We start from the raw sequence: 21,452 nt of genomic DNA, 5'->3' as shown, positions 1-21,452 counted from the left end.
TTAATTCTCCAGCGCGGCGAGGATGCCGAGCGGCAGGGGTACGTCGAGGGCTTTGTCGAACAGCAGATACAGACCGACGCCGAGTGCCACGCCAGCGATCACGCTGACCTTCCAGGAGCCTTCATACAGGCGGGCCATGGCGATGGCGAAGATGATGCTTGCCGGAATGAACCCGAGGAGTTCGAACACGGCGGCGTAGATGCTGAGAATCACCACGCAGCCAACGACCTTGCTCAGTACGTGGCGATCCAGCGGCGGCTCGTCATGCTCCACCGTTGCGCTGGCTGGCTTGGCGATCAGGTAGAGGGCGCCGAGCCCCATCAGCGCCAGCAGCAGCAGCGGGTAGGCGCGAGGCCCGACAGGTTCGTAGGAGAACGGCGCGTGATAGCCCCAGGCGGTGGCGGCCAGGCCCAGGCAGCAGAGCAACAGCATGATGCCGAAGATGCGTTGGTACATGAGGAAATCCTCGTGGTGTTGTGTTGCCTGCCGGGTTTCCTGGCGTGAACGACGCCAGCCCGTGAGCACGAAGCTCCAGGCGGTTGGTGATTTGCGGGTTGCGGAAACTGCCAGAGCGCCAACACCGCTAGGTGTTGGCGCCCTGGCGGGTTACTGCTGGATCAGGCCGAATTCCTGAGCCAGTTGTTTGTACTGAACGACCTGCTTCTTGACGTAGACATCCAGTTCATCGCCGGTCATGGCGAAGGGGTAGAGCTCGCGCTGTTCACGCAGCTTGGCGAAGTCTTCCGAGGCCAGCAGCTGGTCGAAGGCGTTCTTCCACCAGGCGTAGGCTTCGTCGCTGACTTTCGGGCCAACGTAGAAGCCGCGGATCACCGGCCAGGTCACGTCGTAGCCTTGTTCCTTGGCGGTCGGTATCTTCGAGACCACTTCACCCGGCAGGCGCTCGTCGGAGAACACCGCGAGGATGCGCATGTCACCACTTTCGATGTGCGGCACGGAGTCGGAGATATCGGTACTGGCGACCTGGATGTGACCGCCGAGCAGGGCGGTAGCCAGTTCACCACCACCTTCCATTGCCACATAACGCAGTTGGCGCGGATCGATACCGGCAGCGCGGGCGATCAGCGCGGTTTGCATCCAGTCCTGGCTGCCAACGGTACCGCCGGAGCCGATCACCACCTTGCCGGGTTCCGCCTTGATGGCAGCGACCAGATCGTCGAGGGACTTGTACGGCGAATCGCTGCGCACGGCGAGGGCGCCATAGCTGGTGCCAACGCCGGCCAGCCATTTCACCGCGTTCTCATCGAAACGGCCGAACTTGCCTTGCGCCAGGTTCAGCAGGGAGCCGCTGGAGAAAGCGGTGATGGTGCCGGCTTCGGACGGGCGCTGTGCGACCACCGCGTTGTAGGCCACGGCGCCAACGCCGCCCGGCATGTAGGTCACACGCATCGGCGAGGACAGCAGTTTGCTGTCCACCAGCGCGCTTTGCGCCAGCTTGCAGGTCAGGTCGAAACCACCGCCTGGGGCTGCCGGGGCGATGCATTCGGGGCGCTTTGGTTCGGCGGCCAGCAACTGGCCGGTGAAGGCCAGGCAGGAGGCGGCGACAGCGGCGCGGATCATGGCAGTTTTCATGGTTGGGTTCTCCTCGCGAATCTTATTGTGGGTTACCAGATCGGCAGCGTGTAGCCGACGATGACACGGTTTTCGTCCGCATCGCGGGCGAAGTCGGAGCGGAAGCTGGCGTTGCGTACGCGTACGAAGAGGTCCTTGAGCGGCCCGTTCTGCACCACGTACTTGAATTCGATGTCACGTTCCCACTCGCCACCGCGCTCGTTGGAGCCGGCGATCCGGGCGTCGTCACCGCGGATGTAACGGGTCATGAAGGTCAGGCCGGGAACGCCGATGCTGGCGAAGTTGTAGTCGTAGCGGGCCTGCCAGGAACGTTCGTCAGCGTTGGCGAAGTCGTTGATCTGCACGAAGTTGATCAGGAACGGATCGCTGCCATCGATATAGGCAAAGCCGGTGTCACCGCTCATGTCCTGGAAACCCAGGCCGAACTTGTGCGCCCCGATGCCGTAACTGACCATGGCGTTGACCGCGCGGTTGTCGACCTTGCCGGCTTTGGCTGCGCCGCTGTCGCGGCTGTAGATCAGGCGCAGGTCGCTGCTCAGGGTGCCGGCGCCGAGCTTGTGGCTGGTGAGCAGGCCGAGGAAGTGCTGGCGATAGATGTCGTCCAGGTCGGCGAAGTAGTAACGGCCGGTAAACCCCGGGGCGAACTTGTAGTCGACACCTGCGAGGTCAAGGTGGTCAGCGCTGATGCCGCCGGCGAAGCGGCGGTTCTTGCTGTTGAGCACCATGTCCTCGTCGTCGGTCGACGCACGGTCGATGACCTTGTCGAGGCGGCCGCCGGTGAAGGTCAGGCCTTTGAGTTCGGAGGAGGTCAGCAGTCCGCCTTCGAAGACCTGTGGCAGCAGGCGGCTGTCACTGGCCTTGACCACGGGCAGCTCGGGAACGTGCGAGCCATAGCGGAATTCGGTTGCCGAGACCTTGACCTTGGCGGTCAGCCCCAGGCGGCTGAACTCGTCAGCGGAGCGATCGTCGTCATGCACAGGCAGCAGGTCGGTGCCGGTGCGGCCGCGGCCGGAATCGAGCTTGATGCCGAGCAGGCCCATGGCATCGACACCGAAGCCGACGGTGCCTTCGGTGAAGCCGGACTGCAGGTCGAGGCGAAAGCCCTGGCCCCATTCTTCACGCTTGTTCTGACCCGGATCTTCGCGGAAATCGCGGTTGAAATAGATGTTGGTAGCGGTGAGGCTGGCGCTGCTGTCTTCGATGAAGGCTGCATTGGCCAGAGGGGCTGCGCCGGTAGCGGCGATGGCCAGGCAGAGCAGGCGTACAGGCGGCAGGGCCTGGCGTGAGGCTGCGTGCATCATGTGGTCTCCATTCTTGTTCTTGTAACGGCCTGGCACCACTGCCAGGTCGCTCGAGCGGGTGGATCGAGCCACCTGGCAGCGATGCTATGAGGGCAAGCTTTCACTAGCCTTTCACCTGTGAAAGTTTTCCGTGGCAGATTTCAGGGATGCGGACTGGCCCACCGAAAGCGGCGCACAGGACCTGCTTTGGCACTTGGGCAATTCACAGTCGCGGTTACGGCGCTAAACTGCGCGCCATCTGAGGATGGTGCAGCTGGAGGTGGTGGTGCGGATTCTGCTGGTCGAAGACCACCCGCAATTGGCGGAAAGCGTGGCCCAGGCGCTCAAGGGGGCCGGCTGGACGGTGGATGTGCTGCACGATGGCGTGGCCGCCGATCTGGCACTTTCCAGCGAGGACTATGCGCTGGCGATTCTCGATATCGGCCTGCCGCGTCTGGATGGTTTCGCCGTGCTGGCGCGCCTGCGTGACCGTGGTCAGACCCTGCCGGTACTGATGCTGACCGCGCGCGGCGAGGTCAGGGATCGGGTGCATGGTCTCAATCTCGGCGCCGATGACTATCTCGCCAAACCCTTCGAGCTGACCGAGCTGGAAGCGCGGGTCAAGGCGTTGCTTCGGCGCAGCGTGCTCGGTGGCGAGCAGGTGCAGCGCTGTGGCGATCTGGTCTACGACCTCGGTGCGCGCCGCTTCAGTCTGCGCGGCGAAGCGCTCGGTCTGACGGCCCGTGAGCAGGCCGTGCTGGAGGCGCTTATCGCCAGGCCGGGTCGGGTGATGAGCAAGGAACAGCTGGCGGCGCAGGTGTTCGGCCTGGACGAGGACGCCAGCCCTGATGCCATCGAGATCTACATTCATCGCCTGCGCAAGAAGCTCGAAGGCAGTACCGTGCGTATCGTCACTTTCCGCGGGCTTGGCTACCTGCTGGAGACGGTCGAGGCATGAGCCGTGGCGTCAGCCTGCGCGGGCGTTTGTTGCGGCGCCTGGCACTGCTGCTGTCGCTGATCCTGTTGCTGAGCAGTCTCACCGCCTATTGGAGCGCCCGTCGTGCAGCTGATACGGCTTATGACCGTACGCTGCTGGCGTCGGCGCGAGCCGTGGCGGATGGCCTGCACGCCGATGACGGCCGGCTGCGCGCGAATATTCCCTACGTGGCACTCGATACCTTTGCCTACGACAGCGCCGGGCGCATCTACTATCAGGTGCTCGATCTGCAGGGCAATCAGATGTCCGGCTACGAAGATCTGCCGCCTGCTCCGCCGGGGACACCGCGCACCGACGATTACCCGGCCCTGGCGCACTTCTACGATGCCGAGTATCGCAATCAGGGGGTGCGGGTGGTCAGTCTGCTGCAGCCAGTCAGCGAGCCGCAGCTCAACGGCATTGCCGAGATTCGCGTGGCGGAAACCCAGGGGGCGCGCGAACGCATGGCGCGCGAGCTACTGGTTGGCACCTTGTGGCGTATGGGGTTGCTGTCGATCAGCTCACTGTTGCTGGTATGGCTGGCCGTGAACCTGGCCTTGCGCCCCCTGGAGGCATTGCGCCGGGAGGTGGCCGAAAGAGCCAGCGACGACCTGCAGCCGCTGCCGGACAGCGGCCTGCCGCGTGAGGTGTTGCCTCTTGTGGAAACCCTGAATCAGTTCAACGAACGTTTGCGAGGGTTGTTCGAGCGGCAATCGCAGTTCATTGCCGATGCGGCCCATGAACTGCGCACCCCACTGGCGGCGCTCAAGGCGCGGATCGCCCTGGGGTTGCGTGCCGAACAGCCCGAGGAGTGGCGCAGCACGCTGGAGCAGGTAGCGCAGCAAGGCGATCGCCTGACTTCGCTGGCCAATCAATTGCTTTCCCTGGCTCGGATCGAAAGCGGGGCGCGGGCCATTGCCGAAGGTGGAGCGCAGCGCATCGACCTAAGCCAGCTGGCTCGCGAATTGGGCCTGGCCATGGCGCCGCTGGCGCATGCCCGTGGCGTCGCGCTGGCGCTGGAGGCTGATCAATCCGTATGGATAGACGGTGAGCCGACGCTGCTCAACGAGCTGCTGAACAATCTGCTGGATAACGCGCTGGCGAATACGCCGGCCGGAGGCAATCTGGTCATCCGCACTCTGGCGCCGGCCGTGCTGGAGGTCGAGGACGATGGTCCGGGCATTCCCGAGGCCGAGCACGAGAAGGTCTTCGAGCGTTTCTACAGGCGCAGTAACCAGGGCAGCGGTGCCGGTCTGGGCCTGGCCATCGTTGGCGAGATCTGTCGAGCGCATCAGGCCCGGGTCAGCCTGCATCAGGCGTTGCCGCACGGTCTGCGGGTGCGTGTCGAGTTTCCCCCCGCAGCGGGCGAGCCATAGTGGCTCGTATACCGGCAATGCGCAGGTCTTGGGCAGCCTTCCAGTCAAGCGTCAGGCATCCCTGTTCGGCCGCTTGCGTGCTGCCGAACAGGACGAATGCATAACGCATGGCCTCTACTTGCTCAGGCGCATGACCTGAATAGAGGCATCTGCTATCCCTGGTGCGGTGCTTTTATTGCAGCATGCTCATGGCCGCTTCCATGGCGGCGGAGAGATCTTCATCGGCCTGCATGTCGACCTGCGGGTCCAGACCGAGCTTGGCGAAAGCCGGCACGGTGCTCCAGTCCAGCTGGGTGTAGGGGTGCTCGCTGCCCAGATAGCTCTGCAGGGTGGCGACCTGGACGATGTCGACGTAGTCGACCTTGGCCGAGTCGCGGGCGAAGTTCAGGTATTGGCTGGGCACGATGGCGATGGGCTCGGGGAATTCCCAGGTGCGCAGGATCTTGTCGCCGATGATCGGATGGATCTGTTCGATCACATGGTTGAGGCTGATGGAGTCGGCCAGCAACTCGTTGTGCTCTTCGGCATAGGTCAGGATCGGCAGCACGCCAATCTGATGGACCAGGCCGGCGAGGGTGGCCTGATCCGGCATCAGGCGGGTGTAGTGGCGGCACAGTACGTGGCAGATACCGGCGATTTCGGTGCTCTTGTTCCATACTTCGCGCATCTTGCGGTCGACCACGTCACTGGTGGCCTGGAACATCTGCTCCATGGCCAGGCCGGTGGCCAGGTTGCAGGTGTAGTTGATGCCCAGACGGCTGACGGCCATCTGCAGGTCGGTGATTTCCTTGTTGCTGCGCAGCAGGGGGCTGTTGACCACCTTGATGATGCGTGCGGTCAGAGCGGCGTCGTTGCCGATCACCTTGCTGATCTGCGGGATGCCGACATCCGGGTCTTCGGCGGCCTCGCGAACCTTCAGTGCCACCTCGGGCAGTGTGGGCAGCACCAGCTCATCGTTCTCGATGGCGTGGATCAGTTCCTGTTGGACTTTTTCAGCAAGCTTGCTCATGAGTGATTCTCTTAGGGATTCGAAGCGGCGCCGGGGGGAGTCAGCGCTGGATTTCCTTGTCGGCATCCAGCTGGTAGGGCAGATCGAGCAGGGTCAGCGTCGGGCCATCGCTGCTGCCCAGATGAATGCGACCGTCGTTCACGGCATCCTCTTGCAGGACTGCGAGCAGCTCGATGGCCTCGCCGGCCTGGGCCGCCAGCACCACTTCACCGACGCTGGAACCATGAACGGGGGAAAACAACTCGACACCGACAGCCGGCAGTGCCGTACCGGGCAGGCACAGGCGGTACAGTCGGCGTTTGAGTTTGCCCAGGTACTGCATGCGCGCGACGATTTCCTGGCCGGTGTAGCAACCTTTCTTGAAGCTCACACCGCCCAGGGCCTGCAGGTTGATCATCTGCGGAATGAACAGCTCTCGCGTGGCGCCGAACACCTGGCCGACACCTACGCGGACCTGAGCCAGCAGCCAGTCGTTAAGCGGCGCCTGCGGCAGCAGCGTAGCCAGGCGGCTTTGCAGTGTCTCGGCTTCGGTGCCCGGCGCCCAGAGTTCGGCGCGGCCGTCGCTCAGCCGCACTGCAAGCAATTGGCCGGTGCTGGTCAGAGCATCGCCGGTGGTGTCCAGTTGCAGGCCGAGCTCGTTCAGCGCGGCATCACCGCCTGACAGGCCGAAACGTACCCAGGCGGCGCTTTCATCAGTGAGCCTGGACTTGGAGAACACGGCGTACTTTTGCAGGTCGGCCAGCTGCGGCTCGACAAGCTCGCGGGCCATGGCCAGCAGGTAGCCGTCCTCCACCGGGACGATACGAAAACTGGACAGCATGCGGCCCTTGGGGGTGCAGCGGGCGCCGAGGCTGGATTGACTGGCACTCAGGTAATTGAGATTGCAGGTTACCTGGCCCTGCAGAAACTTGGCCGCATCCACGCCGCGTACGGCGAGCAGGCCTTCGTGATCGAGAAGGGTGAAGTAAGCGCTATCGGCCATGATGCAAATCGAATCACTGAATAAAGGTCAGGGGCGTCATCATAGTGGGCGCGATAGGGGCTTGTCAGCGCAATTGCACTGCGTCATGGTCAACAGCGAGGCAATTCGCCGTTATACTGCGGCCCTCGTTCGAGGAGTCCGTTGCATGGTTGAGCAAAGTGAACTGAATCGCCTGTTCTGGCATAGCCGTCGTGGCATGCTGGAGCTGGACGTACTGCTGGTGCCTTTCGTCCAGGAGGTGTACCCGACCCTGGATGAAGAGAATCAGGCGCGCTACCGCAAGCTGCTGGAGTGCGAGGATCAGGACATGTTCGGCTGGTTCATGCAGCGCGGCGAGCCCGAGGATGCCGACCTGCGCCACATCGTGCGCATGATTCTGGATCGTGTCCAACCCAAGTGATGCCTTCGAGTGCCGCTGGCAGCCATCACGCTGGCTGCTGAGGCTCTATCTATCGGTCCTGGCGCTGGCTTTGCCGGCGCCCTGGCTGGCCGACATTCCCCTCTGGTTGCAGCTGTTGTTATCCCTGGCCTGTCTGATGCATGCGGCCTGGGTGTTGCCGCGCCACCTCTTGCTGACTGCGCCACGCGCCATCACCGGGCTGCGTCGTGATGCCTTCGGTTGGCATCTGTACAGTGCTGAAGCCGGCTGGCAGGCGGTGCAGTTGCACCCGGACAGCCTGGCGTTGCCGCTGGCAGTGGTGCTGCGCTATCGACTGCCGGGGCAAAGGTTCAGTCGCGGGGTGTGCATCGCTCGCGACGCATTGGCGCCGGAGCAGCACCGGCGCCTGCGCTTGCGCCTGAAGTTCAGCCGGCGACGCTGGGCTGAGCCTGGGGCGTCGGCACCAGAATAGTGTCGCGTGCCTCGGTCAGTTGCTCGGGATAATCGAGGGTGTAGTGCAGGCCGCGACTTTCATGGCGCTGCATGGCCGAGCGGATCATCAGCTCGGCCACCAGTGCCAGGTTGCGCAGCTCGATCAGGTCGCGACTGACCTTGTAGTTGGAATAGAACTCGTCGATTTCGTCCAGCAGCAGACGTACCCGATGCTGCGCGCGCTGCAGGCGCTTGTTGGTCCGCACGATGCCGACGTAGTCCCACATGAACCGCCGTAACTCGTCCCAGTTGTGGGCGATGATCACGTCCTCGTCGGAGTCGGTCACCTGGCTGGCGTCCCAGCTCGGCAGGGCAGTGGGCATCGCTACTTCGTCCAGCCGGGCGACGATGTCGGTGCAGGCCGAACGGGCGTAGACGAAACATTCGAGCAGCGAGTTGCTGGCCATGCGATTGGCACCATGCAGGCCGGTGAAGCTGGTTTCACCGATGGCATACAGCCCCGGCACATCCGTGCGGCCTTGCTGATCGACCACTACGCCGCCGCAGGTGTAGTGCGCCGCGGGCACGACCGGAATGGCCTGCCTGGTGATGTCGATGCCGAAACCCAGGCAGCGTTCGTAAACGGTAGGGAAGTGGCTCTTGATGAAGTCGGCCGGTTTGTGGCTGATGTCCAGGTAGACGCAATCTATCCCCAGACGCTTCATCTCATGGTCGATCGCACGAGCGACGATATCGCGTGGCGCCAGTTCGGCGCGTTCGTCGAAGCGCTGCATGAAGCGTTCGCCATTGGGTAGCTTGAGCAGGCCGCCTTCACCGCGAACGGCTTCGGTGACCAGAAAGCTCTTGGCCTGCGGATGATACAGGCAGGTGGGATGAAACTGGTTGAATTCCAGATTGCCGACGCGGCAGCCGGCGCGCCAGGCCATGGCAATGCCATCCCCGCAGGCGCCGTCCGGGTTGCTGGTATAGAGGTAGACCTTGGCCGCACCACCGGTGGCGAGAATCACGAAGCGCGCGCTGAAAGTGTCCACTTCGTCGCAGCTGCGATCCAGCACGTAGGCGCCCAGGCAGCGGTCACCATCGAGCCCCAGCTTGCGCTCGGTGATGAGGTCGACGGCAACGCGCTGTTCCAGCAGCTCGATATTGGGGCGCTTGCGGGCCTGTTCCAGCAGCGTATTGAAAATCGCCGCGCCAGTGGCATCGGCGGCATGAATGATGCGCCGATGGCTGTGACCACCTTCACGAGTCAGGTGAAACTCGAAGCCGCCGTCCTCACGTGCCGTTTCATCGTCACGAGTAAAGGGCACGCCCTGATCGATCAGCCACTGGATGGCTTCGCGGCTGTGTTCTACCGTGAAGCGCACGGCGTCCTCACGGCATAACCCGGCACCGGCATTGAGGGTATCGGCAACGTGCGATTCGACCGTGTCGGTGTCGTCCAGCACTGCTGCCACGCCGCCCTGTGCCCAATAGGTCGAGCCATTGGCCAGGTTGCCTTTGCTCAAGACCGCAATGCGCAGGTGGGGCGGCAGCGTGAGGGCGAGGGTCAGGCCGGCAGCGCCGCTGCCGATGACCAGAACATCGTGCTGGAAGTGGTGGCTCATGTCCGTTTTCCGCGTGAAAGCGAGCCCTAGTATATAGAGAGGGGCACCGGCACAATAGCCAGCTTATGACCGACCGCCGTGCTCGGGAACTTTTTTAGTCTTTAAGGTTCCATAGAAGGTCGCCCATATAAGGGAGAGCGCCTGCGCGTGCCTGCATCTGAAGTCAGCGGAAGATGTGGAAATGAGCGGCGATAAGATTATCTGCGTCAGCGAAGGGTTTCGCTGAGGCCATTCCAGCCAGAGAAATGAAAACTCTGCAGGAAGCTTGCTTGGAGGGGAGAACTTTTGCGTAAGGCCCGAGTCTATCTTGGCAAGCTGATTCGCTTACGGGTGCAAACCTTCTCCAGGCGTAACGAGGAGAATGCATGCTAACCCAGGAAGATGATCAGCAGCTGGTCGAGCGAGTGCAGCGTGGCGACAAGCGTGCCTTCGATCTGTTGGTGCTGAAGTATCAGCACAAGATCCTTGGTTTGATCGTGCGATTCGTGCACGACACTCACGAGGCACAGGATGTCGCTCAGGAGGCGTTTGTAAAAGCCTACCGGGCGCTTGGAAACTTTCGCGGTGATAGTGCGTTCTATACGTGGCTGTACCGCATCGCCATCAACACGGCGAAGAATTATCTGGTGTCCCGCGGTCGGCGGCCGCCAGATAGTGATGTCAGTAGCGATGATGCGGAGTTCTATGACGGCGATCATGCCCTCAAGGACATCGAATCACCGGAACGGGCATTGCTGCGCGACGAGATCGAAGCCACTGTGCATCGAACTATCGCCCAGCTACCGGACGACCTGCGTACGGCGTTGACCTTGCGCGAGTTCGAAGGGTTGAGTTACGAGGACATTGCCAGCGTCATGCAGTGTCCGGTAGGTACGGTACGTTCGCGGATTTTCCGTGCACGTGAGGCTATTGATAAGTCCCTGCAACCTCTGTTGCAGGAAGCCTAAGGCAGCGGCGACAGCCAAGAGAGGAACACCATGAGTCGTGAAACCCTGCAGGAATCGCTGTCCGCGGTGATGGATAACGAAGCGGACGAACTGGAACTGCGACGTGTGCTCGCAGCCAGCGAGAATGGCGAGCTGCGTGGCACCTGGTCGCGTTACCAGATCGCCCGTGCAGCCATGCACCGTGAGTTGCTGGTACCGCAACTGGACATCGCATCTGCGGTTTCCGCGGCATTGGCCGACGAAGCCATTCCGGCGCGCAAGACGCCGATCTGGCGCAGCGTCGGGCGAGTAGCCGTGGCGGCCTCGGTGACCGTTGCTGTGCTGGCTGGGGTGCGTTTTTACAATCAGGATGACCTGAGCGGCGCTCAGCTGGCTCAACAGGATGCTTCTCCGGTACTCTCGGTACCGCAGGTGCAGGGGCCAGCGTTGCTCGCCGGCTATCGCAGCAGCGAAGAAGCTGGTGAACCTGCCCAGGTCGGCACTGCCAGCTGGCATGAGCAGCGCCTGCCGAACTATCTGCGCCAGCATGCGCAGGAAGCCGTGATGGGTACCGGTGAAACCGCTCTGCCTTATGCTCGTGCTGCGAGCCTGGAAAACCGCTAAGCGCTAAGGAGTCACATGCGCGCGATTCCCCTCTGCCTGCTTGGAGGTCTGCTGGTATTGCCGGTGCAGGCCTCTGAAGTGCAGGACTTGCTTGGACGCCTTGCCGCGGCGGAGCGTCAGCAAAGTTTTCAGGGCACGTTCATCTATGAGCGTAATGGCAGTTTCTCCACTCATGCCGTATGGCATCGGGTGGAAGAGGGGGGGCAGATTCGCGAGCGTCTTCTGCAGCTCGACGGCCCGGCGCAGGAAGTACTCAAAGTCGATGGTCAGGCGCAGTGCGTCACGGGCTCGCTGGCCGACCAGGTCAGTGAAGGGCAGGCCTGGCCTGCCCGTCAGCTGGACGCAGAGCAGCTGGGCAACTGGTACAACATGCGTGTTGCCGGCCAGTCGCGCATTGCCAATCGCCCGGCTGATGTACTGGTGCTTGAGCCCAAGGATCAGCATCGTTACGGCTTCGAACTTTACCTCGACCGGGAAGCCGGCCTGCCTCTCAAATCCCTGCTGCTGAATGAGCGTGGCCAGCTTCTGGAGCGCTTTCAGTTCGCCCAGCTGGACACGTCTACCCCTGTTGAGAACGCCATGCAGCCCAGTTCTGCCTGTCGTGCGGTGCGCTTGCGTGCAGCCGACAGCATGGCTGAGGGCAGTTGGCGCTCGGACTGGCTGCCGCCGGGCTTTACCCTCGCTACGGCGCAGCTGCGTCGGGATCCTGCTTCCGAAGAAGCTGTCGCCTACCTGATGTATGGCGATGGTCTGGCGCGTTTTTCGGTTTTCATCGAGCCCCTCAACGGCAGCGTTGTCGACGATGCGCGCAGCCAGTTGGGTCCGACCGTGGCCGTCTCGCGGCGGATGAGTACCAATACCGGTGACGTGATGGTGACCGTGGTCGGTGAAATTCCTCTGGGAACCGCAGAGCGTATCGCGCTGTCCATGCGTGCCGGAGTGCCTGAACAGGCCAGCCAATGATCGAAGAACAGGGGCGTGTAGTGGCGCTCGAGCCCGGCGCTGTCTGGGTCGAGACATTGCGCAAGAGCACCTGTTCGAGCTGTTCGGCCAATGCCGCCTGTGGCCAGGGGCTGATGGATCGCCTGGGTGTGGGGCGGCAGCGCGGTTACGTCCGCGCGCTCAGTCAGATGCAGCTGGCGGTTGGCGATACCGTGATCATTGGTGTGCGCGAAGATCTGCTGGTGCGCAGTTCCCTGCTGGTTTATCTGCTTCCGCTTCTCGGCCTGTTCGCTGCTGCACTGCTGGCGGACGGCCTGGGCCTTTCCGAGCCGCAGGTGATTCTCTGTGGCCTGCTGGGCCTGTCCGCCACTTGGCTGATGGTCCGCTGGCGTGCTGCTCGCGTCGCCGAGAACCCCTTCTTGCAACCTGTTGTCCTACGTACGCTGCTGGTGCCTGTATCAGCGGCGGGTTGAGAGTGTCCGAGTTTTTACATGGGGAGTCGTAGTTCGATGAGAAAACTCAAGTCCATTGCACTGCTGCTGGCGGTTGCCTTGCTCTGGGGGCAGAGCCTGCTGGCCCAGGCCAGCCTGCCTGATTTTACCGATCTGGTAGAGGAAGCTTCGCCTGCGGTCGTCAACATCAGTACCCGGCAGAAGATGCCCGAGCGTGCCGTTGCCGGCCAGCCGGGCCTGCCTGATCTCGAAGGTCTGCCGCCGATGTTTCGCGAGTTCTTCGAGCGCAGCATTCCGCAGATGCCGCGCAATCCGGGCGGTCGCCAGCGCGAAGCGCAGTCACTGGGCTCCGGCTTCATCATCTCGCCGGATGGCTACATCATGACCAACAACCACGTGGTTGCCGATGCCGACGAGATCATCGTGCGTCTGTCCGATCGCAGCGAGCTGGAAGCCAGGCTGATTGGTGCCGATCCGCGCAGCGACGTCGCGCTGCTCAAGGTCGAAGGCAAGAACCTGCCTGTAGTGCGCCTGGGCAAGGCCGATGACCTGAAGGTTGGCGAATGGGTGCTGGCTATCGGTTCGCCGTTCGGTTTCGATCACTCGGTGACCGCCGGTATCGTCAGTGCCAAGGGGCGTAACCTGCCGAGCGACAGCTACGTGCCGTTCATCCAGACCGATGTGGCGATCAATCCGGGTAACTCCGGCGGCCCGCTGTTCAATCTGCAAGGGGAAGTCGTGGGCATCAACTCGCAGATATTCACCCGTTCCGGTGGGTTCATGGGGCTGTCCTTCGCCATTCCGATGGAAGTGGCCATGCAGGTGGCCGATCAGCTCAAGGCCGACGGCAAGGTCACTCGTGGCTGGCTTGGCGTGGTGATTCAGGAAGTGAACAAGGACCTCGCCGAATCCTTCGGTCTGGACAAGCCGGCCGGCGCACTGGTTGCCCAGGTGCTGGAAGACGGTCCGGCAGACAAAGGTGGCCTGCAGGTGGGGGACGTGATTCTCAACCTCAATGGCAAGCCGATCATCATGTCCGCCGATCTGCCGCATCTGGTCGGCGGACTGAAGCCGGGACAGAAGGCAGAGCTGGATGTGGTGCGTGACGGTTCGCGCAAGAAACTCAGCGTCACCGTCGGCACGTTGCCGGAAGAGGGACAGGAGCTGGCCGCGTCGGGTCCGGCGCAGGGCGGTGAGCGCAGCAGCAATCGCCTGGGTGTGACGGTGGTCGAACTGACGGCCGAGCAGAAGAAAGGTCTCGACCTGAAGGGCGGCGTCGTGGTCAAGGAGGTGCTGAATGGTCCTGCGGCCATGATCGGCCTGCGTCCTGGCGACGTGATCACTCACCTGAACAATCAGGCTATCGATTCCACTCGCACCTTCACTCAGGTGGCGCAGGAGCTGCCGAAGAACCGTTCGGTATCCATGCGTGTGCTGCGTCAGGGGCGAGCCAGCTTCATCACCTTCAAGCTGGCTGAGTAATCCGGCGGATGTTGAAGAAGGGCGCTTTCGGGCGCCCTTCTTCGTCTCTGCACCAGTGCTGAGCAGGCGTGACGCGGTCGCGAGGGATCGGGTACAATCCGCGGCTATTTTCGGCAAGCGTCTTGCCTGTGCCTTCTTTGAGTGTTGATCCGTGAGTGACCTGAGTCATATCCGCAATTTTTCCATCATTGCCCACATCGACCACGGCAAGTCCACCCTGGCTGACCGTTTCATCCAGATGTGCGGCGGTCTTGCCGCGCGTGAAATGGAGGCTCAGGTACTGGACTCCATGGATCTTGAGCGTGAGCGCGGCATCACCATCAAGGCCCATAGCGTCACCCTTCACTACAAGGCGAAGGACGGCAAGACCTATCAGCTGAACTTCATCGATACCCCCGGCCACGTCGACTTCACCTACGAGGTTTCGCGCTCGTTGGCGGCGTGCGAGGGCGCGCTGCTGGTGGTGGACGCAGGTCAGGGCGTGGAAGCCCAGTCGGTTGCCAACTGCTACACCGCCATCGAGCAGGGCCTGGAAGTGATGCCCGTGCTGAACAAGATGGACCTGCCCCAGGCCGACCCGGACCGCGTCAAGGAAGAGATCGAGAAGATCATCGGCATCGACGCTACCGACGCCGTGGCCTGCAGCGCAAAGAGCGGCATGGGCGTGGACGAGGTGCTCGAGCGTCTGGTGCATACCATCCCTGCGCCCGAGGGCGAGATCGACGCTCCGTTGCAGGCTCTGATCATCGACTCCTGGTTCGACAACTATCTGGGCGTTGTCTCGCTGGTGCGTGTACGCCAGGGGCGCGTCAAGAAGGGCGACAAGATTCTGGTCAAGTCCACTGGCAAGGTGCACCTGGTCGACAGCGTCGGTGTATTCACTCCGAAACACACTGCCACCGCAGACCTCAAGGCCGGCGAAGTGGGCTTCATCATCGCCAGCATCAAGGACATTCACGGCGCGCCGGTCGGCGATACCCTGACCCTGTCCTCGACTCCCGAGGTTGAAGTGCTGCCGGGCTTCCAGAAGATCCAGCCGCAGGTCTACGCCGGCCTGTTCCCGGTCAGCTCCGACGATTTCGAGGACTTCCGCGATGCTCTGCAGAAGCTGACCCTCAACGACTCGTCGCTGCAGTACATGCCGGAAAGCTCCGACGCTCTGGGCTTCGGCTTCCGTTGCGGCTTCCTCGGCATGCTGCACATGGAGATCATCCAGGAGCGCCTGGAGCGCGAGTACGACCTGGATCTGATCACCACCGCGCCGAGCGTGATCTACGAGATCGAGCTCAAAACGGGTGAAACCATCACGGTAGACAACCCCTCCAAGTTGCCGGACGTTTCGTCCGTGGCCGACTTCCGCGAGCCGATCGTCACCGCGACCATCCTGGTGCCTCAGGAACACCTGGGTAACGTCATCACCCTGTGCATCGAGAAACGCGGCGTGCAGCGCGACATGCAGTTCCTCGGTTCTCAGGTTCAGGTTCGTTATGACCTGCCGATGAACGAAGTGGTGCTGGACTTCTTCGATCGCCTGAAGTCGACCAGCCGTGGCTATGCGTCGCTGGACTATCATTTCGACCGCTACCAGTCGGCCAATCTGGTCAAGCTGGACGTGCTGATCAACGGCGACAAGGTCGATGCCCTTGCATTGATCGTTCACCGTGACAACGCGGCCTACAAGGGCCGCGCGTTGACCGAGAAGATGAAGGAACTGATTCCTCGGCAGATGTTCGACGTGGCGATCCAGGCAGCCATTGGCGGCCAGATCATCGCGCGGACCACTGTCAAGGCGCTCAGAAAGAACGTACTGGCCAAGTGTTACGGTGGCGACGTGAGCCGTAAGAAGAAGCTGCTCGAGAAGCAGAAGGCCGGTAAGAAACGCATGAAGCAGGTCGGCAACGTGGAAATTCCACAGGAAGCCTTCCTCGCTGTGCTCAGGTTGGATAGCTAAGGCTCTATGTCGATCAATTTCCCGCTCCTGTTGGTTATCGCGGTTGCCGTTTGCGGCTTCCTGGCCCTGATCGATCTGATTCTGCTGGCTCCGCGCCGCCGTGCGGCGATTGCAGCCTACCAGGGGCGGGTCGACGATCCTGATGACCGGGTGCTGGAGCGCCTGAGCAAGGAGCCGTTGCTAGTCGAGTACGGCAAATCCTTCTTTCCGGTACTGGCCATCGTGCTGGTGCTGCGTTCCTTCCTGGTCGAGCCGTTCCAGATTCCTTCCGGTTCGATGAAGCCGACCCTGGAAGTGGGTGATTTCATCCTGGTGAACAAGTTCGCCTATGGCATTCGCCTGCCGGTGATCGATACCAAGGTGATCGAGGTGGATAACCCGCAGCGCGGCGATGTGATGGTGTTCCGCTACCCCAGCGATCCGACCATCAACTACATCAAGCGGGTGGTGGGTCTGCCGGGTGATCGTATCGAGTACACCCAGGGCAAGCGCCTGCTGGTCAATGGTGAGCCGGTGGCCGAGAAGCTGATCGGCGAAGAAGCTGGCAGCCTGGGTAGCGCGATGCTCTATCAGGAGCGTCTGGGCCAGGTCGAGCACACCATCCGCAAGGAAATGACTCGCATGCGCCGCGAGCCCGGTGGCCAGTGGGTGGTGCCGGAAGGGCACTACTTCATGATGGGCGACAACCGTGACAACTCCAACGACAGCCGTTACTGGCGTGATCGTCATATCCCTCAGGAGCTGTGGGGCATGGTCCCGGACGATCATATCGTCGGCAAGGCCTTCGCCATCTGGATGAGCTGGCCGGAGCCCAAGACCGGCAATCTGCCCAATTTCTCTCGTGTCGGCGTGATTCATTGAGCACTGGCGCGCTGTTCAACACAGCGCCGCAGGCTATAAATAGTCTAGCCGCAAGGCTTTTCAACAAGACTGTCTATTGGGGATATACATGACTTTCGCGCGCTCGCAGCAGGGGCTTTCCATTCTGGGTTGGCTGGTGGTTCTGGCGGTGGTGGCATTCTTCGCCAGTACTGGCTTCAAGGTGCTGCCGCATTACCTGGACTACATGTCCATGGAGAAGATCATTACATCGGTGGAAACCGACAAGGCGGCGGATGTACGCACCGTCGGCGAGTTTTACAACCACGTCAGCAAGGGTATGCAGGTCAACAACATTCGTGACCTGAACATGCGCGACGCTCTGGAGGTCAAGGTGGAAAACAACGAGTTCCGCGTCCACCTCAAATATGAAAAACGCGAGCCGCTGATCGAGAACCTCGATCTGGTGGTGAATTTCGACAAAGAATTTCGTGTACGGATGCCGTGAGCCCCAATCTGTCCCGCCTCGAGCGCAAGCTCGGTTATAGCTTCAAGGATCAGGACCTGATGGTCCTGGCCCTGACCCATCGCAGTTTCGCTGGCCGCAACAACGAGCGGCTGGAATTTCTCGGTGATGCCATTCTCAATTTCGTAGCCGGTGAGGCGCTGTTCCAGCGCTTCCCGCAGGCCCGTGAGGGCCAGCTGTCGCGTCTGCGCGCACGCCTGGTCAAAGGTGAGACGCTGGCCGTGCTGGCTCGTGGCTTCGAGCTGGGCGAGTACCTGCGCCTGGGCTCCGGTGAGCTGAAAAGCGGCGGTTTTCGCCGTGAGTCGATCCTGGCCGATGCCCTGGAGGCGCTGATCGGAGCCATCTATCTGGATGCCGGGATGGATGCGGCGCGCGAGCGTGTGCTGGACTGGCTGACCGGCGAGCTGGACGGCCTGACCCTGGTCGACACCAACAAGGATCCGAAAACGCGACTGCAGGAGTTCCTGCAGTCACGTGCCTGCGAACTGCCTCGTTACGAGGTAGTGGACGTTCAGGGCGAGCCGCACTGCCGTACCTTCATGGTCGAGTGCCAGGTGGCCCTGCTCAATGAAAAGACCCTGGGCCAGGGCGGCAGCCGGCGTATCGCCGAGCAGGTCGCTGCGGCTGCGGCACTGATCGCCCTCGGGGTGGAGAATGGCAATGACTGATGCACCTGTGACCCGCTGCGGCTACGTCGCCATCGTCGGCCGGCCCAACGTGGGCAAGTCGACGCTGCTCAACCACATCCTCGGACAGAAGCTGGCGATCACCTCGCGCAAGCCGCAAACCACCCGCCACAACATGCTCGGGATCAAGACCGAGGGCGAGGTTCAGGCCGTATACGTCGACACGCCCGGCCTGCACAAGCACAACGACAAGGCGCTCAACCGCTACATGAACCGCAGCGCATCCACCGCGCTGAAGGACGTCGACGTGGTGGTGTTCGTGGTTGACCGCATGCGCTGGACCGACGAGGACCAGTTGGTGCTGGAGAAGGTCCAGCACGTCAAGTGCCCGATCCTGCTGGCGGTGAACAAGGCCGATCGCTTGGAAGACAAGAGTGAACTGCTGCCGCACCTGAACTGGCTGGCCGAGCAGCTGCCGCAGGCCGAGATCGTGCCGATTTCCGCGCTGCAGGGGCAGAACCTCGACACCCTGGAGAAACTGGTGGGTGAGCGTCTGCCGGAATCCGAACATTTCTACCCGGAAGACCAGATCACCGACCGTTCCAGTCGCTTCCTGGCGGCCGAGCTGATTCGCGAGAAGATCATGCGCCAGCTCGGTGCCGAGCTGCCGTACCAGATCACCGTGGAGATCGAGGAGTTCAAGCAGGAGGGTCGCATCCTGCATATCCACGGCCTGATCCTGGTGGAGCGCGACGGGCAGAAGAAGATCATCATCGGCGACAAGGGCGAGCGCATCAAACGCATCGGCCAGGATGCGCGCAAGGACATGGAAACCATGTTCGACTCCAAGGTGATGCTCAATCTCTGGGTCAAGGTCAAAGGTGGCTGGTCCGACGATGAACGCGCGTTGCGTTCGCTGGGTTACCTGGACTGATCGGGGCGCCGTGCGCACCTCCAACGTTGCTCATGGCGCATTCTGGCGGTTATCCACATGACCTCTGCCGCCTACGTTCTGCATAGTCGCCCGTACAAGGAAAGCAGTGCCCTGGTGGATTTCTTCACCGCCCAGGGGCGCGTCCGTGCGGTGCTGCGCGCAGCACGCGGCAAGGTAGGCAGCATTGCCCGGCCTTTTGCCCCGCTGGAACTGGAGCTGCGCGGGCGCGGTGAGTTGAAGACCGTCGGCCGTCTGGAAAGCGCCGGTATCCCGCTGCTGCTGTCCGGTGAGGCGCTGTTCTCCGGTCTCTATCTCAACGAACTGCTTATTCGCCTGCTGCCGGCCGAAGATCCGCACCCTGCAATGCTCGAACACTACGGTCTGACCCTGCAGGCGCTGGCGGCCGGCCGAGCGCTGGAGCCGCTGCTGCGTGCATTCGAATGGCGCCTGCTGGACGAGCTGGGCTATGGTTTCGCCCTGGATCGTGACCAGCATGAACAACCCATCGACCCTACGGCGCTGTATCGCTGGCAGCAGGACATCGGTCTGGTGCCGGTGGTACAACTGCAGCCTGGCGTGTTTCAGGGGCGCGAACTGCTGGCCATGGCCGAAGCCGACTGGCAGACGCCGGGTGCGCTGGCCGCGGCCAAGCGCCTGATGCGCCAGGCTCTGGCACCCCATCTCGGCGGCAGGCCCCTGGTCAGCCGCGAACTTTTCATGACGCTCAAGGAGTCCAAGCGTGACTGAGGCCAATCGTATTCTGCTCGGCGTGAACATCGACCACGTCGCCACCCTGCGCCAGGCTCGCGGTACGCGCTATCCGGACCCGGTCAAGGCCGCGCTGGACGCCGAAGAGGCCGGTGCCGACGGCATTACCGTGCACCTGCGCGAAGACCGTCGCCACATTCAGGATCGTGACGTGCGCGTACTGGCCGATGTGTTGCAGACGCGGATGAACTTCGAGATGGGCGTCACCGATTTCATGCTCGGTTTCGCCGAGCAGATTCGCCCGGCGCATGTCTGCCTGGTGCCGGAAACTCGTCAGGAGCTGACCACCGAGGGCGGTCTGGATGTCGCCGGGCAGGAGGCGCGCATCGCGGCAGCGGTGGAGCGTCTGTCCCTGGCAGGCTGCGAAGTGTCGCTGTTCATCGACGCCGAAGAGCGGCAGATTGAGGCGGCCATGCGCGTCGGAGCACCGGCCATCGAACTGCACACCGGTCGTTATGCCGATGCGCATACCGCCGAAGAAGCTGCGCAGGAGCTGGCGCGTATTCGCGATGGCGTCACCTGCGGTCTGAACCACGGGCTGATCGTCAACGCCGGGCATGGTCTGCACTACCACAACGCCGAGGCCGTCGCGGCGATTCCCGGTATCAACGAGCTGAACATCGGCCACGCCATCGTCGCCCATGCACTGTTCGTCGGTTTCAAGCAGGCCGTCGCCGAGATGAAGGCGCTGATCGTGGCGGCGGCCGATCGCGGTTAGCAGACCTTGTGGGAGGGGTTTCAGCCGCGACTTTCCTGTAACGCATCGCCGCTGAAGCGCCTCCCACAGCGCGGTGCTCTCAGCCCTGCGCGAACGCCTGAGTCATCTGTGTGGCGAGCGCCTCGATGGCATCGTCACTCCGGTGACCACGAATCAGCTTGATATGGTACTCACCGAGCGCGGGCAGACCTTGTTCCGCACCGAGCCGACGTAACGGTGGCTTGACCAGACTGCGTGGGAAGGGCGCGATCGCCAGATCGGCGGTCATCGCCGCTTCCTGTCCCGCACACTGTTCGCAGGAATAGGCGACGCGGTAGCTCAGGCCCTGGCGATCCAGCGCATCGAGGGCGGTGCGGCGCCAGGCACAGCCCGGGTTGGCCAGCGCCAGTGGCAGTGGTGATCGGTGCATGGCCAGGCCGCCATCGCGGCCGGCCCAGACCAGTTCTTCGGAATAGATCACTTCGCCGCGCGCGTCGTCCAGGCCGTCATTGCCGGCATTGATCAGGGTCAGATCCAGTTCGCCGGCATCCAGCTTGGCCACCAGGTCCACGCTGCGCCCCACGTTGACCTCCACTTCCACGGCTGGATGACTACGGGCGAACAGGGTCAGTACGCCAGGTAGCACGCGGTCACCGATATCGTTCGGTGTGCCGAAGCGCACGCGGCCGCTCAGCGTCGGGGTTAGAAAGTGTGCCACCGCTTCCTCGTTGAGCTTGAGCAGACGCCTGGCGTAGCACAGTAGTACCTCGCCCTCGGCAGTCAGTTGCACGCGCCTGGCTTCGCGGGTGAACAGGCGCTGACCGAGGGTCTCCTCCAGGCGCTTGATCTGCAGGCTGACGGCAGCCGTGCTGCGAAATACCTGCACAGCGGTACGGGTAAAGCTGCCGCTATCGGCGATTGCGACGAAGGTGCGCAGCACATCGCTTTCGAGAAGTGGCAGGGAGGTTGTCATATTCATTGTTGTTAAATATTAATTAACTGTTGGTTTGATATTTGTCGTTTGTTTAAACGATAGGCGCGTTTCATCCTGATCGC

At 62.3% G+C, this 21,452-nt stretch carries 23 protein-coding genes; 16 read left to right on the top strand and 7 right to left on the bottom strand.

Translation table 11 applies throughout. The features are described 5' to 3' along the window. The 3 genes from OEG79_RS14425 to OEG79_RS14415 form a co-directional block, all read right to left on the bottom strand. Complete coding sequence (locus tag OEG79_RS14425; RefSeq protein ID WP_264145675.1) at positions 1 to 456, bottom strand: tripartite tricarboxylate transporter TctB family protein; 456 nt, start codon at positions 454 to 456, stop codon at positions 1 to 3. Between the two features lie 150 nt (positions 457 to 606). Further along, positions 607 to 1,578, bottom strand: coding sequence for a Bug family tripartite tricarboxylate transporter substrate binding protein (locus OEG79_RS14420; RefSeq protein ID WP_264148725.1), 972 nt, complete (start codon positions 1,576 to 1,578; stop codon positions 607 to 609). Positions 1,579 to 1,622: 44 nt separating this feature from the next. Next, positions 1,623 to 2,888 (bottom strand): OprD family porin, encoded by a 1,266-nt coding sequence (locus OEG79_RS14415; protein WP_264148724.1) that lies wholly within the window; start codon positions 2,886 to 2,888, stop codon positions 1,623 to 1,625. Positions 2,889 to 3,156: 268 nt separating this feature from the next. Here OEG79_RS14415 and OEG79_RS14410 point away from each other — a divergent pair, with 268 nt between their 5' ends. Continuing rightward, positions 3,157 to 3,828 (top strand): response regulator, encoded by a 672-nt coding sequence (locus OEG79_RS14410; protein WP_264145674.1) that lies wholly within the window; start codon positions 3,157 to 3,159, stop codon positions 3,826 to 3,828. Next, positions 3,825 to 5,222: a sensor histidine kinase gene (locus OEG79_RS14405; protein ID WP_264145673.1), complete on the top strand. Its 1,398-nt coding sequence runs from the start codon at positions 3,825 to 3,827 to the stop codon at positions 5,220 to 5,222. The genes OEG79_RS14410 and OEG79_RS14405 overlap by 4 nt, the downstream gene beginning before the upstream one ends. 172 nt (positions 5,223 to 5,394) lie before the next feature. On the opposite strand, the gene OEG79_RS14400 is transcribed toward OEG79_RS14405, so the two are convergent. Both OEG79_RS14400 and OEG79_RS14395 read right to left on the bottom strand, forming a co-directional pair. Next, a complete protein-coding gene (locus OEG79_RS14400) occupies positions 5,395 to 6,231 on the bottom strand; it encodes an HDOD domain-containing protein (RefSeq protein ID WP_264145672.1) in 837 nt (278 codons plus the stop codon). Positions 6,232 to 6,271: 40 nt separating this feature from the next. Then, on the bottom strand, positions 6,272 to 7,213 hold the full coding sequence (locus tag OEG79_RS14395) for a YgfZ/GcvT domain-containing protein (protein ID WP_264145671.1): 942 nt from the start codon (positions 7,211 to 7,213) through the stop codon (positions 6,272 to 6,274). Positions 7,214 to 7,358: 145 nt separating this feature from the next. On the opposite strand from OEG79_RS14395, the gene OEG79_RS14390 reads away from it, so the two are divergent. Together OEG79_RS14390 and OEG79_RS14385 are read left to right on the top strand one after the other, a co-directional pair. Continuing rightward, positions 7,359 to 7,613, top strand: a complete 255-nt coding sequence (locus OEG79_RS14390) for a succinate dehydrogenase assembly factor 2 (protein WP_264145670.1) — start codon at positions 7,359 to 7,361, stop codon at positions 7,611 to 7,613. Further along, on the top strand, positions 7,597 to 8,064 hold the full coding sequence (locus tag OEG79_RS14385) for a protein YgfX (protein WP_264145669.1): 468 nt from the start codon (positions 7,597 to 7,599) through the stop codon (positions 8,062 to 8,064). Before OEG79_RS14390 ends, OEG79_RS14385 begins: the two co-directional genes overlap by 17 nt. On the opposite strand, the gene nadB is transcribed toward OEG79_RS14385, so the two are convergent. Continuing rightward, a complete protein-coding gene (nadB, locus tag OEG79_RS14380) occupies positions 8,018 to 9,649 on the bottom strand; it encodes an L-aspartate oxidase (RefSeq protein WP_264145668.1) in 1,632 nt (543 codons plus the stop codon). The two genes, OEG79_RS14385 and nadB, sit on opposite strands and share 47 nt — an antisense overlap. A 365-nt stretch (positions 9,650 to 10,014) precedes the next feature. Between nadB and rpoE the strand changes: the two genes are divergently transcribed. From rpoE to pdxJ, 12 genes are all read left to right on the top strand, one after another. Beyond that, entirely contained in the window at positions 10,015 to 10,596 is a 582-nt protein-coding gene (gene rpoE, locus OEG79_RS14375) for an RNA polymerase sigma factor RpoE (RefSeq protein WP_003245473.1), read from the top strand. Positions 10,597 to 10,626: 30 nt separating this feature from the next. Then, a complete protein-coding gene (locus OEG79_RS14370) occupies positions 10,627 to 11,199 on the top strand; it encodes a sigma-E factor negative regulatory protein (protein WP_264145667.1) in 573 nt (190 codons plus the stop codon). Between the two features lie 15 nt (positions 11,200 to 11,214). Beyond that, positions 11,215 to 12,162: a MucB/RseB C-terminal domain-containing protein gene (locus OEG79_RS14365; protein WP_264145666.1), complete on the top strand. Its 948-nt coding sequence runs from the start codon at positions 11,215 to 11,217 to the stop codon at positions 12,160 to 12,162. Further along, the gene (locus OEG79_RS14360; protein ID WP_264145665.1) at positions 12,159 to 12,614 is read left to right on the top strand and encodes a SoxR reducing system RseC family protein; all 456 of its coding nucleotides are present in this window, start codon (positions 12,159 to 12,161) and stop codon (positions 12,612 to 12,614) included. Before OEG79_RS14365 ends, OEG79_RS14360 begins: the two co-directional genes overlap by 4 nt. A gap of 36 nt (positions 12,615 to 12,650) precedes the next feature. Beyond that, complete coding sequence (locus tag OEG79_RS14355) at positions 12,651 to 14,075, top strand: DegQ family serine endoprotease (protein WP_264145664.1); 1,425 nt, start codon at positions 12,651 to 12,653, stop codon at positions 14,073 to 14,075. Positions 14,076 to 14,226: 151 nt separating this feature from the next. Then, positions 14,227 to 16,026: a translation elongation factor 4 gene (gene lepA, locus OEG79_RS14350; protein ID WP_264145663.1), complete on the top strand. Its 1,800-nt coding sequence runs from the start codon at positions 14,227 to 14,229 to the stop codon at positions 16,024 to 16,026. 6 nt (positions 16,027 to 16,032) lie between these two features. Next, the gene (gene lepB, locus OEG79_RS14345; protein ID WP_264145662.1) at positions 16,033 to 16,887 is read left to right on the top strand and encodes a signal peptidase I; all 855 of its coding nucleotides are present in this window, start codon (positions 16,033 to 16,035) and stop codon (positions 16,885 to 16,887) included. A gap of 88 nt (positions 16,888 to 16,975) precedes the next feature. Then, positions 16,976 to 17,353 (top strand): DUF4845 domain-containing protein, encoded by a 378-nt coding sequence (locus tag OEG79_RS14340; RefSeq protein WP_264145661.1) that lies wholly within the window; start codon positions 16,976 to 16,978, stop codon positions 17,351 to 17,353. After that, positions 17,350 to 18,039: a ribonuclease III gene (rnc, locus tag OEG79_RS14335; protein WP_264145660.1), complete on the top strand. Its 690-nt coding sequence runs from the start codon at positions 17,350 to 17,352 to the stop codon at positions 18,037 to 18,039. Before OEG79_RS14340 ends, rnc begins: the two co-directional genes overlap by 4 nt. Next, a complete protein-coding gene (era, locus tag OEG79_RS14330; RefSeq protein WP_264145659.1) occupies positions 18,032 to 18,931 on the top strand; it encodes a GTPase Era in 900 nt (299 codons plus the stop codon). The genes rnc and era overlap by 8 nt, the downstream gene beginning before the upstream one ends. Before the next feature lie 57 nt (positions 18,932 to 18,988). Continuing rightward, on the top strand, positions 18,989 to 19,678 hold the full coding sequence (gene recO / locus OEG79_RS14325) for a DNA repair protein RecO (RefSeq protein WP_264145658.1): 690 nt from the start codon (positions 18,989 to 18,991) through the stop codon (positions 19,676 to 19,678). After that, entirely contained in the window at positions 19,671 to 20,417 is a 747-nt protein-coding gene (pdxJ, locus tag OEG79_RS14320) for a pyridoxine 5'-phosphate synthase (protein ID WP_264145657.1), read from the top strand. The genes recO and pdxJ overlap by 8 nt, the downstream gene beginning before the upstream one ends. Positions 20,418 to 20,496: 79 nt before the next feature. Here pdxJ and OEG79_RS14315 read toward each other — a convergent pair whose 3' ends face one another. Further along, on the bottom strand, positions 20,497 to 21,375 hold the full coding sequence (locus tag OEG79_RS14315; protein ID WP_264145656.1) for a LysR substrate-binding domain-containing protein: 879 nt from the start codon (positions 21,373 to 21,375) through the stop codon (positions 20,497 to 20,499). Positions 21,376 to 21,452: the final 77 nt, after the last annotated feature.

This window comes from Pseudomonas sp. Z8(2022) (genome assembly GCF_025837155.1).
GTDB lineage: Bacteria > Pseudomonadota > Gammaproteobacteria > Pseudomonadales > Pseudomonadaceae > Aquipseudomonas.
Note: the sequence above shows the minus strand (reverse complement) of the source record. Positions and strands in the feature narration are given on the sequence as shown.

What these genes read in the sequence shown, in the direction of transcription:
- OEG79_RS14415 (WP_264148724.1), bottom strand. Translation starts at nt 2,888, where the DNA reads ATGCACGCAGCCTCACGCCAGGCCCTGCCGCCTGTACGCCTGCTCTGC.
- era (WP_264145659.1), top strand. Translation starts at nt 18,032, where the DNA reads ATGACTGATGCACCTGTGACCCGCTGCGGCTACGTCGCCATCGTCGGC.
- OEG79_RS14370 (WP_264145667.1), top strand. Translation starts at nt 10,627, where the DNA reads ATGAGTCGTGAAACCCTGCAGGAATCGCTGTCCGCGGTGATGGATAAC.
- OEG79_RS14425 (WP_264145675.1), bottom strand. Translation starts at nt 456, where the DNA reads ATGTACCAACGCATCTTCGGCATCATGCTGTTGCTCTGCTGCCTGGGC.
- OEG79_RS14390 (WP_264145670.1), top strand. Translation starts at nt 7,359, where the DNA reads ATGGTTGAGCAAAGTGAACTGAATCGCCTGTTCTGGCATAGCCGTCGT.
- OEG79_RS14395 (WP_264145671.1), bottom strand. Translation starts at nt 7,213, where the DNA reads ATGGCCGATAGCGCTTACTTCACCCTTCTCGATCACGAAGGCCTGCTC.
- OEG79_RS14315 (WP_264145656.1), bottom strand. Translation starts at nt 21,375, where the DNA reads ATGAATATGACAACCTCCCTGCCACTTCTCGAAAGCGATGTGCTGCGC.
- recO (WP_264145658.1), top strand. Translation starts at nt 18,989, where the DNA reads ATGACCTCTGCCGCCTACGTTCTGCATAGTCGCCCGTACAAGGAAAGC.
- OEG79_RS14340 (WP_264145661.1), top strand. Translation starts at nt 16,976, where the DNA reads ATGACTTTCGCGCGCTCGCAGCAGGGGCTTTCCATTCTGGGTTGGCTG.
- OEG79_RS14405 (WP_264145673.1), top strand. Translation starts at nt 3,825, where the DNA reads ATGAGCCGTGGCGTCAGCCTGCGCGGGCGTTTGTTGCGGCGCCTGGCA.
- OEG79_RS14355 (WP_264145664.1), top strand. Translation starts at nt 12,651, where the DNA reads ATGAGAAAACTCAAGTCCATTGCACTGCTGCTGGCGGTTGCCTTGCTC.
- OEG79_RS14400 (WP_264145672.1), bottom strand. Translation starts at nt 6,231, where the DNA reads ATGAGCAAGCTTGCTGAAAAAGTCCAACAGGAACTGATCCACGCCATC.
- rpoE (WP_003245473.1), top strand. Translation starts at nt 10,015, where the DNA reads ATGCTAACCCAGGAAGATGATCAGCAGCTGGTCGAGCGAGTGCAGCGT.
- nadB (WP_264145668.1), bottom strand. Translation starts at nt 9,649, where the DNA reads ATGAGCCACCACTTCCAGCACGATGTTCTGGTCATCGGCAGCGGCGCT.
- lepB (WP_264145662.1), top strand. Translation starts at nt 16,033, where the DNA reads ATGTCGATCAATTTCCCGCTCCTGTTGGTTATCGCGGTTGCCGTTTGC.
- OEG79_RS14365 (WP_264145666.1), top strand. Translation starts at nt 11,215, where the DNA reads ATGCGCGCGATTCCCCTCTGCCTGCTTGGAGGTCTGCTGGTATTGCCG.
- OEG79_RS14420 (WP_264148725.1), bottom strand. Translation starts at nt 1,578, where the DNA reads ATGATCCGCGCCGCTGTCGCCGCCTCCTGCCTGGCCTTCACCGGCCAG.
- OEG79_RS14360 (WP_264145665.1), top strand. Translation starts at nt 12,159, where the DNA reads ATGATCGAAGAACAGGGGCGTGTAGTGGCGCTCGAGCCCGGCGCTGTC.